The organism is Mesorhizobium sp. M0968 (assembly GCF_040319065.1).
Lineage (GTDB): Bacteria > Pseudomonadota > Alphaproteobacteria > Rhizobiales > Rhizobiaceae > Mesorhizobium.
This window is the reverse complement of the sequence record NZ_JAMYNL010000007.1, coordinates 80,353-92,516: the sequence shown is the minus strand read 5'-3', so window position 1 is coordinate 92,516 and position 12,164 is coordinate 80,353. Positions and strand designations below refer to the sequence as shown.

General features: G+C 64.2%; 13 protein-coding genes. 10 read left to right on the top strand and 3 right to left on the bottom strand.

The features are described 5' to 3' along the window. Positions 1-6 precede the first annotated feature (6 nt). The 4 genes from ku to NKH67_RS14850 all read left to right on the top strand — a co-directional run bounded on the left by ku (position 7) and on the right by NKH67_RS14850 (position 3,618). Positions 7-921 carry a non-homologous end joining protein Ku gene (ku, locus tag NKH67_RS14865; RefSeq protein ID WP_352501209.1) on the top strand — a complete coding sequence of 305 codons (915 nt, stop codon included), beginning with the start codon at positions 7-9 and terminating at the stop codon, positions 919-921. Further along, entirely contained in the window at positions 918-2,012 is a 1,095-nt protein-coding gene (locus tag NKH67_RS14860) for a tetratricopeptide repeat protein (RefSeq protein ID WP_352501208.1), read from the top strand. Before ku ends, NKH67_RS14860 begins: the two co-directional genes overlap by 4 nt. A gap of 181 nt (positions 2,013-2,193) precedes the next feature. Next, positions 2,194-2,838: an alpha/beta hydrolase family protein gene (locus tag NKH67_RS14855; protein WP_352501207.1), complete on the top strand. Its 645-nt coding sequence runs from the start codon at positions 2,194-2,196 to the stop codon at positions 2,836-2,838. A gap of 9 nt (positions 2,839-2,847) precedes the next feature. After that, entirely contained in the window at positions 2,848-3,618 is a 771-nt protein-coding gene (locus tag NKH67_RS14850) for an exodeoxyribonuclease III (protein ID WP_352501206.1), read from the top strand. Positions 3,619-3,657: 39 nt separating this feature from the next. Here NKH67_RS14850 and NKH67_RS14845 read toward each other — a convergent pair whose 3' ends face one another. After that, on the bottom strand, positions 3,658-4,122 hold the full coding sequence (locus tag NKH67_RS14845; protein ID WP_352501205.1) for a GFA family protein: 465 nt from the start codon (positions 4,120-4,122) through the stop codon (positions 3,658-3,660). 153 nt (positions 4,123-4,275) lie between these two features. Between NKH67_RS14845 and NKH67_RS14840 the strand changes: the two genes are divergently transcribed. The 3 genes from NKH67_RS14840 (at position 4,276) to NKH67_RS14830 (ending at position 7,274) form a co-directional block, all read left to right on the top strand. Continuing rightward, the gene (locus NKH67_RS14840; RefSeq protein ID WP_352501204.1) at positions 4,276-4,575 is read left to right on the top strand and encodes a WD40 repeat domain-containing protein; all 300 of its coding nucleotides are present in this window, start codon (positions 4,276-4,278) and stop codon (positions 4,573-4,575) included. A gap of 363 nt (positions 4,576-4,938) precedes the next feature. After that, positions 4,939-5,490 (top strand): isochorismatase family protein, encoded by a 552-nt coding sequence (locus tag NKH67_RS14835; RefSeq protein ID WP_352501203.1) that lies wholly within the window; start codon positions 4,939-4,941, stop codon positions 5,488-5,490. Positions 5,491-5,651: 161 nt separating this feature from the next. Further along, complete coding sequence (locus NKH67_RS14830) at positions 5,652-7,274, top strand: ABC-F family ATP-binding cassette domain-containing protein (RefSeq protein ID WP_352501202.1); 1,623 nt, start codon at positions 5,652-5,654, stop codon at positions 7,272-7,274. A gap of 61 nt (positions 7,275-7,335) precedes the next feature. Here NKH67_RS14830 and NKH67_RS14825 read toward each other — a convergent pair whose 3' ends face one another. Then, entirely contained in the window at positions 7,336-7,767 is a 432-nt protein-coding gene (locus NKH67_RS14825; RefSeq protein ID WP_023675692.1) for an SAM-dependent methyltransferase, read from the bottom strand. A 491-nt stretch (positions 7,768-8,258) separates the two neighbouring features. On the opposite strand from NKH67_RS14825, the gene NKH67_RS14820 reads away from it, so the two are divergent. The 3 genes from NKH67_RS14820 (at position 8,259) to NKH67_RS14810 (ending at position 10,981) form a co-directional block, all read left to right on the top strand. Beyond that, positions 8,259-9,380 (top strand): KamA family radical SAM protein, encoded by a 1,122-nt coding sequence (locus NKH67_RS14820; protein ID WP_502893756.1) that lies wholly within the window; start codon positions 8,259-8,261, stop codon positions 9,378-9,380. A 195-nt stretch (positions 9,381-9,575) separates the two neighbouring features. Then, positions 9,576-9,830 carry an exopolysaccharide production repressor protein gene (locus NKH67_RS14815; RefSeq protein WP_352472098.1) on the top strand — a complete coding sequence of 85 codons (255 nt, stop codon included), beginning with the start codon at positions 9,576-9,578 and terminating at the stop codon, positions 9,828-9,830. Between the two features lie 326 nt (positions 9,831-10,156). Further along, the gene (locus NKH67_RS14810; protein ID WP_352501200.1) at positions 10,157-10,981 is read left to right on the top strand and encodes a hypothetical protein; all 825 of its coding nucleotides are present in this window, start codon (positions 10,157-10,159) and stop codon (positions 10,979-10,981) included. A 219-nt stretch (positions 10,982-11,200) separates the two neighbouring features. Here the strand turns inward: NKH67_RS14810 and yghU are convergent, their stop codons facing one another. Then, positions 11,201-12,088, bottom strand: coding sequence for a glutathione-dependent disulfide-bond oxidoreductase (yghU, locus tag NKH67_RS14805; RefSeq protein WP_352453698.1), 888 nt, complete (start codon positions 12,086-12,088; stop codon positions 11,201-11,203). Positions 12,089-12,164: the final 76 nt, after the last annotated feature.

Below are 12,164 nucleotides of genomic sequence, written 5' to 3'. Positions count from 1 at the left end.
TATTTCATGGCGCCCAGGGCAAGTTGGAAAGGTTACCTCAAGCTCAGTCTGGTCAGCTGTCCGGTCCGGCTCTATCCGGCGACGAGCGCCAGCGAGCGCATCAGCTTCAACCAGCTGCACAAGAAGACGCACAACCGCATCAACATGAAGCCGGTCGACCCCGAGCTCGGGCTGGTCGAGCGTTCGGACCTGGTCAAGGGCTACGAATACGAGGACAAGCAGTACATCATCATCGAGGACTCCGATCTCGATGCGGTGCGCATCGAATCCAACCATACGATGAACATCGAGGCTTTTGTCGACGAGCATTCGGTCGACGTCATCTATCAGGACGCGCCCTATTACCTGGCGCCGGACGGCGCAATGGCCGAGGAGACCTTTGCCGTGTTGCGCGAAGCGATGCGCAAATCCGGCAAGCTGGCGATCGCCCGCCTGGTGCTGTCCAGCCGCGAGCGCGTGGTGACGATCGGCGCGCGCGAGAACGGCATGTTCGTCTGCACCTTGAGGAATCCGAACGAAGTGCGTGGCACGGCTGAATATTTCGGCAATATCCCGGCCGGAAACCCCGATCCCGAAATGCTGCAATTGGCCGAAGCGCTGATCAAGCAGAAGGAAACCACCTTCGATCCGAAGAATTACGAGGACCGCTACGAGATCGCGCTGATGGCGATGATCCGCGAGAAGCTGAAGGGCCATAAGCCGATCATCGCGGCGGCCCCGGAGCGCGGCAATGTCATCAATCTCATGGACGCGCTGAAGGCGAGCCTGTCGCAATCGGCCAAGCCGCCGGCCAAGTCGAAGAGCAAGGCCGATGAAACGGCCAAGCCCGCGGCGAAATCCGCCAAGGCCGGCGCTGGCGCGGCCAAGGAAAACCCGCTCAAGGCGAACCTTCTCAAAGCCGTCGGCAAGAGCAAGGCGTGACGGCTCTCGCCGGCACGGTCTTCGGCATCGTCGGCGCGCTGGCGGCCTTTCCGCTCAGGCTGGCGGCGCGCGAGGTCGAGCGCCAGCACGGCCAGTTGCGGCGCGGCGTCACTCGGCGCACCACACATGTCGTGTTGGGCCGCAAGTTGCTCGCCAAAGCCGGCGATGGCGAGATCGAGCGTCGCGCTGCTGCGGAGCGCGCGGCCGGGCGCAAGCTGGTCAGCGAGAACGGCTTCCTGCGCCTGCTCGGCCTGATGAAAGCGCCGGAGGCTTCGGCGCTGTCGCGGCAGTCGCTGATCGACCAGTCGCGGCTGACCGGCGAGGATCTCGACCTTTTGTCGCTGTTCGATGCCTTCGAGCATGATTGCGAACCGTATTCCTTTCGCGACCTGATCCTCGCCCGCAAATATGCCGGGCTGGTTGCCGGCGGCGCCTCGTGGGGGGCGATTGCGCGCTCGGTGCACCGCTCAGGCCCGGTCGCCTCGCTCACCGCCAAGTCGCTCGCCGTCGGCTCGCAGCATGGGCGGGCCGACGCGATCTATCTCGAGGGAGGCCAGAGCGAACTCGACGGCCAGCTGCTGTTCGATCTGGGAACGCAGGATGACGACACGCTGGAAGAGCTGTTCGCCGATGCCGAGGCGGCGGAAGGGGCTGAAGACCACGAGCAGGCGGCGGCGCTCTACCAGCGCTGCCTGGCCATCGACCCAAGCGATGCCATCGCCGCCTTCAACCGCGCCAACTGCCTGCGCGCCGCCGGCCACGCGGCCGAGGCGGCGCACGACTATGCCCGCGCCATAAAGCTCGATCCCGGCTTCGTCGAGGCCTGGTTCAATCTCGCCGGGCTGATGAGCGAAGAGGGGCGGGTAGCCTCGGCGCGCCGCCATTTGCTGAAGGCGATCGCACTCGATCCCAATTATGCCGACGCGGTGTTCAACCTTGCCAGGCTGGAGTTCGACGCCGGCAATCTCGCCGAGGCGCGGCGTCGCTGGGTGCGCTACCTCGAGCTCGACGCCAATTCCGAATGGGCGCGCACGGCGGGCAAGGGGATACAGTTCGTGGATTTGCAGCTGGCGCGGATGTCGGCGGGATAGGTAGTAGCGCCTCCTTCTCCCCTTGTGGGAGAAGGTGGATCGGCGCGCAGCGCCGAGACGGTTGAGGGGTGTTGGAAGAAATGAGGCGTCGGCGTTCCCTGGAACACCCCTCATCCGACCGAGCTTCGCTCGGTCACCTTCTCCCACAAGGGGAGAAGGGGTCACCAGCGTTGGAGTCCCCATGACAACCTTCCTCTTCGACGGCCCCGACACCGCCGCCATCACGGTCCTGCTCGCCCATGGCGCAGGCGCTCCTATGGACTCCCCCTCGCTGACAGCCACGGCAAAAGCGCTGGCCGAGGCCGGCTTCCGCGTCGCGCGCTTCGAATTCCACTACATGGCGGCTCGCCGCTACGGCCACCGCAAGCCGCCGCCGCGCGCCGAGACGGTTAACCCGGAATACGTCAAGGCGATCGCCGACCTCCGGGCGAAGGGCGTGAAGGGTCCGCTGATCATCGGCGGCAAGTCGATGGGCGGACGCGTCGCTTCGATGATCGCCGACGAGATGTTTTCGAAGGGCGAGATTTCAGGGCTGCTTTGTCTCGGCTATCCCTTCCATCCGCCTGACAAACCGACGCAGCTTCGGACAAAACACCTGGCCGATCTCAAGACGCCGACAGTGATCTTCCAAGGCACGCGCGACGAGTTCGGGACCAAAGACGAGGTCGCGACCTATGCTCTGTCCGACGCAATCGAGATCTTCTGGCTGGAAGACGGCGACCATGATCTGAAGCCGCGCAAAAACATCTCCGGCTTCTCCACCGCCGATCATCTGAAGACGCTCGCTGATGCGGTGAAGGCGTGGACCGAACGCATCGTGCGCTGAAGCAGGCCGATGAAGATCGCCACCTTCAACATCAACAACATCAACAGCCGGCTGCCGAACCTGCTCGCATGGCTGGCTGCCGCCAAACCCGACATCGCCTGCCTGCAGGAGCTCAAGGCGAGACAGACGCAGTTTCCGCGCACTGCGCTGGCGGCGGCCGGCTACGGCGCGGTTTGGGTCGGGCAGCCGACCTGGAACGGCGTCGCCATCCTTTCGCGTGGCGCAGAACCCGTTCTGACCCGCGAGGCGCTGCCCGGCGACGATAGCGACCAGCAGGCGCGCTACATCGAAGCTGCGGTCAACGGCATCGTCGTCGCCTGCCTCTACGCGCCGAACGGCAATCCGCAGCCCGGCCCGAAATTCCAGTACAAGCTCAACTGGCACGAAAGGCTGGAGGCGCATGCGGCGCAGTTGCTCGACACCGGCCTGTCGGTGGTACTGGCCGGCGACTACAACATCGTGCCCGAGCCGCGCGACATCTACCCGACCCGCTCCTATGACGACAACGCGCTGGTCCAGCCGGAAAGCCGCGCATCGTTCCAGCGGCTGCTCGACCAGGGCTGGCTTGACGCGCTGCGCAAGAAGCACCCGAACGAGACGCTCTACACATTCTGGGACTATCGCCGCAACCGCTGGCCGCGCGATGCCGGCCTGCGCCTCGACCATATCTTGCTCAGCAAGAAGCTGTCGCGCCGGCTGGTAGCGGCGGGCATCGACCGCGACGTGCGCGGCGAGACCGGCGCCAGCGATCATGCGCCGGTCTGGGTGGAGTTGAAGTGAGGCACGGAGGCTGGCGCCGCCTTTTCGGGCGGCAACCAGTCAAGTTGGCCGCGCCGCTTCGCGGGCGAACGCCTCGATCAGAGGTGCGTATCCCTCAAGGTCGGGCTGCGTTGCGAAACTGTGGCTAGCGCCGGTCGAAGCCCAGGGCAGCTTTTCCGACGTGAAGACTTCGACGAAAGGCACATACCAATGGTGCTGGTCCAGCATGGTCGCACGAACGTTGACGAAGAAGTCCAGGCCATGCGGGCGCGTGAACATCCAGTTCTTGCAATGCGGGCAATAGAGCTGCCGGTGCGGGCCGTGCAGGCCGCCGACCACCGGCTCGCCCTGGGTGACGGCGAAACCGTCGCTGGGCACGGCGATGGTCAGGGAATACGCGCTGGCGCTCAGCTTCTGGCAGCCGGCGCAGTGACACGCCATCGTCAGCAAGGGCGGGGCGCTGATGCGAAAGCGTATTCCGGCGCACAGGCAACCGCCGTCCCAAGGGAGCTTCCAATCGTCCATTGCTGGCCTCGCCTTAGCCTCTGCCAGCGATCTAGCGCGCGACCGGCCTCCCGGCAAACGCGGCGATGCCTGCGGCTGCTGCCGAAGGGCTGGGGTGGACTTGAGCCATCACCGACAGCCAGGCGCCGAGCGCCATCATTGCAGAGCGGATAGATGAACAGGTTTGCTGACAGGCTGCTTGCAGCCCTCATGATCGTGATCGGCACGGCTTGCTTCATCGAGGCGTATCTGGCGCTGGGCGAGGCGTGCTCGCGAGGTGCCGAACGGCCTCAGTTTCACCGCCGGCAGACCGGCAACCAGCTCGCCATGTTCGACAGCCAGTCCGGCCCGATCTATGCGGTTGCCTTTGCCGCGGGCGGCACGGTGCTGACCGGCGGCTACGACCGCAGCATCAGGGACTGGCCGGCTGGCGGCGCCGATAGGATGGTGCTTTTCGCCGGGGCGCCGGATTGATTGCGGGATATCCAATTTCGTCGCCAGGGCTTGGACACCCCCACTGTTGCGCTGGGCAATCGCATTTGGATTCTTGCGAAGATGGACCCCCACCCTAACCCTCCCCACAAGGGGGAGGGAATGCTTCCGCGCGCCCTTACTTCCCCTTTGGCGCCGAAAGGCAGGCAATTTGCCGAGGTCAGCGCCAACGGAAGTCTCCCTCCCCCTTGTGGGGAGGGGTTAGGGGTGGGGGTCCATCGTAGAGCGAAAGTCTCGGCTTTCCATCTGCCATAGCCCTGCGCTGGTGGGGGGAGATCGGCAGCTCCAGCGTCGGCTTCGGCGCGTATACTTGACCCGCCTACCACCAACGCTATGTTCGCGGCCATGTCAGGGACCAGCCCCGCGGCCACCGTGCCGCTCATCGTGATCGATCTTCAGACCGGCATGTTCGACGGTGTTGCCGAACCGCCGATCCATGATGCCGACGGCATCGTTGCCCGCACCCGCGCGCTGATCGAATGGGCGCGGCGCAGCGGGCGCAAAGTCGCCTTCATCAGGCATGACGGGCCGCAGGGCGATCCTCTGGCGCCGGGTGAGCCGGGCTGGCCGGTGTGGCCGGCGCTCGGCCAGGCCGAGGACGAGCCGACTTTCGCCAAGTGTGTCGGCGATGCGTTCAGCAATGCCGCCCTTGCAGAATGGGTGGCCGGGCAGGGCGCCGGCGAGGTCGTTCTGATCGGCGCGCAGACCGATTTCTGCGTGGCGGCCACGGTGAAGGGCGCCTTTGCAGCGGGCCTGGGCGTCACCGTGGTTTCCGACGCCCACAGCACGCTCGACGCGGCCAGCGAGACCGCCGCGGAGATCATCGCCCGGCACAATGCGGCATTTGCCGCCGCCGGGGTCAAGCTGGCGACGACAAAAGCCCTGACCGATAGCTGATCCGCCGGCTCATCCCTACGCCGTCAAAGCCTGATCCAGCCGGGAAGCAACTGGCGGGTTCAGACAATTTGGCGCGGGGCGCCTCACTACTGCGGGCTTCCGCCGGCGCGGTCTATCGCGTATTGGCGCAGGAACTCTCCTTTGGCCTTCCCCGGAAAACCATGATTCGTCTCGAAAGCATCAGCAAGCAGAACGGCAGGCAGATCGTCTTCATCGAAGCCTCCGCCGCGTTGCAGAAGGGCGAGAAGGTCGGGCTGGTCGGGCCTAACGGCGCCGGCAAGACGACGCTGTTTCGCATGATCAACGGCGAGGAGCAGCCCGACGAAGGCCAGGTCTCGGTCGATCGCGGCGTCACCATCGGCTATTTCAGCCAGGATGTCGGCGACATGGAAGGCCGCAGTGCGGTGGCCGATGTGATGGACGGCGCCGGACCGGTCAGCGAAGTGGCGGCCGAGATGCGCGAGCTCGAGCACGCCATGGGCGACCCTGACCAGGCCGACCAGATGGACGAGATCATCGCCCGCTACGGCGAGGCGCAGCACCGCTTCGAGGAGCTCGACGGCTACGCGCTGGATGGCCGGGCGCGCGAGGTGCTGGACGGCCTCGGCTTCAGCCAGGAGATGATGGACGGCGACGTCGGCAAGCTGTCCGGCGGCTGGAAAATGCGCGTGGCACTGGCCAGGATCCTTTTGATGCGGCCCGACGCCATGCTGCTCGACGAGCCGAGCAACCATCTCGACCTGGAAAGCCTGATCTGGCTGGAGCAGTTCCTGAAGAACTATGACGGCGCGCTGCTGATGACCTCGCACGACCGCGAGTTCATGAACCGCATCGTCAACAAGGTGGTCGAGATCGACGGCGGTTCGCTGACCGCTTACTCCGGCAACTACGAATTCTACCAGCAGCAGCGGGCGATTGCCGACAGGCAGCAGCAGGCGCAGTTCGAGCGCCAGCAGGCGATGCTGGCCAAGGAGATCGCCTTCATCGAGCGCTTCAAGGCGCGTGCCTCGCATGCCGCCCAGGTACAGAGCCGGGTGAAGAAGCTGGACAAGATCGACCGGGTCGAGCCGCCCAAGCGCCGCCAGAAGGTATCGTTCGACTTCCAGCCGGCGCCGCGCTGCGGCGAGGACGTGGTGACGCTGAAGAACGTGCACAAGGGCTATGGCAGCCGCTCGATCTACGAGGGATTGGATTTTCAGGTGCGCCGCCGCGAGCGCTGGTGCATCATGGGCGTCAACGGCGCCGGCAAGTCGACGCTGCTGAAGCTGGTCGCTGGCGCTTCCGAGCCGGACAATGGCACGGTGGCGCGCGGGCCCAGCGTCAAGATGGGCTATTTCGCCCAGCACGCCATGGAAGTGCTGGAGGGCGAGCGCACCGTGTTCCAGACGCTGGAAGATGCGTTTCCGCAGGCCGGCCAAGCGCCGCTCAGGGCGCTGGCCGGCTGCTTCGGCTTTTCCGGCGACGAGATCGAGAAGAAATGCCGCGTGCTGTCGGGCGGCGAGAAGGCGCGGCTGGTGATGGCGCTGATGCTGTTCGATCCGCCCAATTTGCTGGTGCTGGACGAACCGACCAACCACCTCGACATCGCCACCAAGGAGATGCTGATCACGGCACTGTCGCAGTACGAGGGAACCATGCTGTTCGTCTCGCACGACCGCCATTTCCTGGCGGCGCTGTCGAACCGGGTGCTGGAACTGACGCCCGAGGGCATCCACACCTATGGCGGCGGCTATACCGAATATGTCGAGCGCACAGGGCAGGAGGCGCCGGGGTTGCGGAGCTGAGGCCGGCTCTGCCGCTCACGGTCACGTAGACGCTCGATGCCGGAGGCCAAGCACGAGATGCTCAGCCATGTATCGCAATTTCGCGCAGCGGATCGCCGCCGTCGATGAACAGCCGGCCTTGCGCGGTCAACGCCGCCTTGAGCCGTCGCAGGGCAATTTTTCCTGCTTCGGGATGACGCCCGTCCAGCGCGCCGACGCGCACCGCAACGGCAATGTCGAAGTGCTTCTCATCGGCCTCCAACTCGAAATCCTCGATGGCGATCTGGCGAAGGCTCAGCCGGCCTGCCGCAATCTCGGCGCGCGAGGCGGCCCCGGCCTGCGCGATGGCCTTGGCTGAGCGGTCGATCGCCAGCACGTGCCCGCCGCCGATCCGGCGCGCGATCTCGCGCGCTGCAGCACCCGGTCCGCAGCCGATCTCCAGCACTCGCATGCCCTGCCGCAAAGGCAGCGCATTGACGATCTCCAAAAGCCTTGGCGACAAGTCGTTCGCCATACGCTGTTCTCCAGCTTTTTCACAATCCGAGACTAGCGACCGCGGCCGGCGACGGGAAGGCCGAGAGACGCGGGCATCGCCGATGTGTTCAGCTGGCATGTTCAGCTGGGTGCTGCTTGAGCAGGGGGCATGATCGACATCGAAGAGGTCGACGATCCGGTCTCGACCGCGGGCGACCGGGCGGGCCCGAGCGGCCCGGCGTCGTTGACCTGAGGGGTAGGGAGGGAACTGGCGCCGAGCCTAACCGGTTGGGGGGTAGATCACCGGCCGTTTATGTGTATACGCTCAAGCTAATATAAGAGCAAGCTAATGTTATGCGTCAGCGATGTTGGACGATTGTTCTGATCATGGCCGGTTGTGGCTTCCTGCCGCGCCCTCCAATCCGGCCAAACACCGCTTATTGCCTTCAAGTCCTGGCTTCAATGCTGTACCCCGGCCCGAAATTCAAGGAGCCTGCGATGACCTCACATCCCGACATCCCCGACGCCAGCATGGCGGTCGATGCGGCCGGCGTGGCAGCCGATGACCGGCGCGCTCGCGAGGCGGATGCCGCATGGCGGGACGATGTTCGCGAGGGCGTGCGGCAGGTAGGCGATCTGGATTCGCTGCCGCTGTCGCCAGCCGAGCGGGCGGCGGCCAAAGCCGCGGCCACGCGCCACAAGGTTCGCATTCCCAAGGCCTATCTCGACCTGATCGACTGGAACGACCCCGCCGATCCGATACGGCTTCAGGTCATCCCGTCGCCCGACGAACTGGCAGAGCAGGAGGGCGAACTCGACGATCCGATCGCCGACCACGCCTTCAGTCCCGTGCCTAGATTGACGCATCGACATGCCGACCGGGTTCTGTTGTTCCCGACCTATCAATGCGCGGTCTATTGCCGGTTCTGCTTTCGCAAGGAGCAGCTGACCTCGGTCGGCCGGGGTTTTTCGCGCGAGGCGCTGGAGCCGGCCTTCGCCTATATCGCGGCCCATCCGGAAATCCGCGAGGTGATCCTGACCGGCGGCGACCCGCTATCGCTGCCGGACAGGGCGCTGGCGGAAATCCGCGCCGGTGTCGAGGCGATCCAGCATGTGCGGCTGTTGCGCATCCACACTCGCGTACCCGTCGCGCTGCCGTCGCGCGTCACCGGCGGGTTGATTCAAGCCTTGCAGGGCCGGCTGATGGTCACTGTCGTCACCCATTTCAACCACCCACGCGAAATCACGGAGGCGACCGAGCGGGCCTGCCGCACGTTGCGGCAGGGCGGCTTCGTGCTGCTGAACCAGAGCGTTCTGCTGAAAGGCGTGAACGATACGGTCGAGGTGCTGGAAGAGCTGTGCCGCGAGCTGATGTATCGCCTTGGCGTCAAACCCTATTACCTGCACCACGGCGATCTCGTGCGCGGAATGGCGCACCGGCGCACCACGATCGCCGAGGGCCAGGCGCTGGTCAGCGCCTTGCGTGCGCGCCTGTCGGGCATCTGCAATCCCGTCTACGTGCTGGACCTGCCGGACGGCGGAGGGAAAGTCCCGCTCGGCCCGTCCTATCTCGAGGCGCGCGAAGCGGAGACGTGGCGAATACGTGCGCTTGATGGGGCGGTGAGGGCGTATAGGGAGGTTGCTGGGGAGTAGGGGACGCGCAGCCGCTGTCCAAGCCAGCCCACCTTGGTGACCTGACATGCAGCCCTTGATCACGGAAGCATGCGTTAACTGCTGTTCTATTTGGTGCTTGCGCAATTGCTAAAATAGTGAAAACGTTGGCCCGGGGTAATGGGTTAGGGGAGTTCGTCCCGGCTGTTGCGAGTTTCGGGGCGGCGCAGAAAAGTCATGAACTTTCCACAGTTCCTGGTGGGGCTGACCACCACATCGTCCATCGTAGCGATCTCGACTTACTTTGCGACGGGTTCAATCTGGAAGACGCTGGCCTGGACGATCTTGACCTTGATCGTCATGCAGGTTGGATATTTCCTGTTCGTCGTCCGGTTGATCTACGGATCCGGGGCGAAAGGCGCGGCGGCAAAGCCGCGGCGTCTGAGGGCTGTGCCGCCGAACCGTCGAGGTCGCATTCAGCTTATGCAGTAATGTCCCATATAGATATCATGGTCTAGACAGGACATGTTCGGTTCTGGGAATGTGCGTTGGACGTTCCGCTAGTTTAGCCAACTAATATATATCGCCCAACTCATATCGTCGTTTTTGGGCTAGCGGGAAAACCTGCCTGCTGCTTGTACGACTGTGCCTAAGGCCACATTTTACAACCGGCCGGCAAGCTCCCTTTTGTTGATGCCAGCCTAAATCCGGCTGGTGTTTTCGATGGGCGGTTGAGGCTATAAAGCCGTTCAACCGGGCGGCATCGGGATGCATTTCGGCCGGTCGAGAGGGTTGTGGTGATCGACGGAACACCAAACGTGATCTTACTGATCGGCAGCGCCCCCGATGTGGTGCGCTGCGCCGCCTGGCCCAAGCAGGCCTTCGGCAAGATCGTCGCCATCAACAACGCCTGGCGCGTGCGGCCCGACTGGGATTTCCTCGTCCATGCCGGCGATTTCCCGGCGGAGCGGATGCCGCAAGGCGGTCCCCTGCAGCAGGCGCAGATCTTCAGCGCCTCGCATTACGTGCCGGCGCAAAACAGCTTTGGCGGCTTCGTCTATGCCGGGGGCACCATGTCGATGACGGCGGCCTACTGGACGATCCACAGTCAGAAGCCGGACGTGCTGGCATTCCTTGGCTGCGACATGATTTACGACCAGCCCGGCAACACGCATTTTTACGGCGTCGGCCGCGCCGATCCGCTGCGCAACGACGTCACCCTGCGCAACCTCGAGGCGAAGTCGGCCCGCCTGCTCATCCATGCGCTTCGGCGCGGCTGCCTGTGCGTCAACCTATCCGACCTGCCGCGCAGCCGGCTGGTCTTCCCGCGGCTGACGCTCGATGAAGTCGGCGCGCTTTCTTCCTCGCGGCTTTCGGAAATGAAGGCCGAGATGCTTGCCGGCCTGCGGCTCGATCAGGCGGAGGAGGCCGACAGGATCGAGAAGGAACTCGGCTATTTCTTCGAGGACGGCATGTACTGGAAGCACCTCGAAAAGCTCGACGAGAAATTCCTGGCCAACATCGACCGGCTGTGGATGGCGGCGGTGAAGGCGAGCTTGAGCAGTCGGCCGAAGCTGCCGATCTCCCCCCTTGTGGCAGGGCAATCGCATTTGGATTCTTACGGAGATGGACCCCCACCCTAACCCTCCCCACAAGGGGGAGGGAACGCTGCCGCCCGCCCTTACTTCCCCTTTTGGCGCCGAAAGGCAGGCAATTTGCCGAGGTCAGCGCCAACGGAAGTCTCCCTCCCCCTTGTGGGGAGGGGTTAGGGGTGGGGGTCCATCGTAGAGCGAAAGCCTCGGCTTTCCATCTGCAATAGCCCTGCCCATTGTGGGGGGAGATCAGCAGTTTCAGTCGTCCGCTTAGCTTTTGGCCGCCGCGAGCTTGTCTTGCGTCTTGGTCTCGAAATCGCTGGCGTCATGGCGCTCGTGCAGCTGCATCGAAGGCTCGCCGAAGGTGCGGTTGACCATGCGGCCGCGCTTGACCGCCGGCCGCGCGTCGATGGCGTCGGCCCAGCGCTGCACGTTCTTGTACTGCTCCACCTGCAGGAACTCGCCGGAATCGTCATACATACGGCCCTTGGCCAGCCCGCCATACCAGGGCCACACCGCAATGTCGGCAATCGTATAGTCGCTGCCGCCTAAATACTCGCTTTCGGCGAGGCGTCGGTCGAGCACGTCCATCTGCCGCTTGGTTTCCATGGCGAAGCGGTCGATGGCATATTCGATCTTCGTCGGCGCATAGGCGTAGAAATGGCCGAAGCCGCCACCGAGATAGGGCGCCGAGCCCATCTGCCAGAACAGCCATGACAGCGTCTCGGCGCGAGCCGGCTGCTCCGTCGGCAGGAATTCGCCGAATTTTTCGGCGAGGTAGAGCAGGATCGAGCCGGATTCGAAGATGCGGACCGGCTTTTTCCCACTGCGATCCATCATGGCCGGGATCTTCGAGTTGGGGTTGACCTCGACGAAGCCGCTGCCGAACTGGTCGCCGTCGTTGATCCTGATAAGCCAGGCGTCGTATTCGGCGCCGCTGTGGCCGAGCGCCAGAAGTTCCTCCAGCATGATCGTCACCTTGACGCCGTTCGGTGTCGCCAGCGAATAAAGCTGCAGCGGATGCTTGCCGACCGGCAGTTTCTTGTCGTGCGTCGGGCCGGCGATCGGCCGGTTGATGCTGGCGAAAGCGCCGCCATTTGCCTTGTTCCAGGTCCAGACTTTTGGCGGCGTGTATTGGTCCGTTGCGTAGTCGTTCATTTGGGAGGCCTTTGGAAGGGTTGGGTTGGGAGGATATCAGATATCAACGTGGGCAATGGCGGAGGAACTTTGCATA

What these genes read in the sequence shown, in the direction of transcription:
- ku (WP_352501209.1), top strand. Translation starts at nt 7, where the DNA reads ATGGCGCCCAGGGCAAGTTGGAAAGGTTACCTCAAGCTCAGTCTGGTC.
- NKH67_RS14855 (WP_352501207.1), top strand. Translation starts at nt 2,194, where the DNA reads ATGACAACCTTCCTCTTCGACGGCCCCGACACCGCCGCCATCACGGTC.
- NKH67_RS14850 (WP_352501206.1), top strand. Translation starts at nt 2,848, where the DNA reads ATGAAGATCGCCACCTTCAACATCAACAACATCAACAGCCGGCTGCCG.
- NKH67_RS14845 (WP_352501205.1), bottom strand. Translation starts at nt 4,122, where the DNA reads ATGGACGATTGGAAGCTCCCTTGGGACGGCGGTTGCCTGTGCGCCGGA.
- NKH67_RS14840 (WP_352501204.1), top strand. Translation starts at nt 4,276, where the DNA reads ATGAACAGGTTTGCTGACAGGCTGCTTGCAGCCCTCATGATCGTGATC.
- NKH67_RS14835 (WP_352501203.1), top strand. Translation starts at nt 4,939, where the DNA reads ATGTCAGGGACCAGCCCCGCGGCCACCGTGCCGCTCATCGTGATCGAT.
- NKH67_RS14830 (WP_352501202.1), top strand. Translation starts at nt 5,652, where the DNA reads ATGATTCGTCTCGAAAGCATCAGCAAGCAGAACGGCAGGCAGATCGTC.
- NKH67_RS14825 (WP_023675692.1), bottom strand. Translation starts at nt 7,767, where the DNA reads ATGGCGAACGACTTGTCGCCAAGGCTTTTGGAGATCGTCAATGCGCTG.
- NKH67_RS14820 (WP_502893756.1), top strand. Translation starts at nt 8,259, where the DNA reads ATGGCGGTCGATGCGGCCGGCGTGGCAGCCGATGACCGGCGCGCTCGC.
- NKH67_RS14815 (WP_352472098.1), top strand. Translation starts at nt 9,576, where the DNA reads ATGAACTTTCCACAGTTCCTGGTGGGGCTGACCACCACATCGTCCATC.
- yghU (WP_352453698.1), bottom strand. Translation starts at nt 12,088, where the DNA reads ATGAACGACTACGCAACGGACCAATACACGCCGCCAAAAGTCTGGACC.